At 43.6% G+C, this 264-nt stretch carries 1 pseudogene; it reads right to left on the bottom strand.

Going from position 1 to position 264, the window contains the following annotated elements:
- Window positions 1-69 precede the first annotated feature (69 nt).
- Window positions 70-264: pseudogene (locus RYX56_RS23065) on the bottom strand (GDP-mannose 4,6-dehydratase); the annotation flags it as partial.

The raw sequence follows: 264 nt of genomic DNA on the forward strand, positions 1-264 counted from the left end.
GTTCAATTGGGCATGAATGATCACTAACTACCACTAAAGGATAATATTCGGGAGTGATGGAAATGAATTCTAATGCCCCCTGCTACTAACCCGCTCCCACCACCACTTATTTTCCACATACCACTGGATAGTTTGGGCTATCCCATTTTCAAATGTAAACATCGGCTTCCAGCCTAGTTTCTCTATTTTTGTCGGGTCAATCGCATAGCGTTTGTCATGCCCTAAGCGGTCCTCGACAAATTCAATCAGGTTGTCTGTTTTTCC

It is taken from the genome of Alkalihalophilus lindianensis (assembly GCF_032843265.1).
In the GTDB taxonomy this organism is placed as follows: domain Bacteria; phylum Bacillota; class Bacilli; order Bacillales; family Bacillaceae_D; genus Alkalihalophilus; species Alkalihalophilus lindianensis.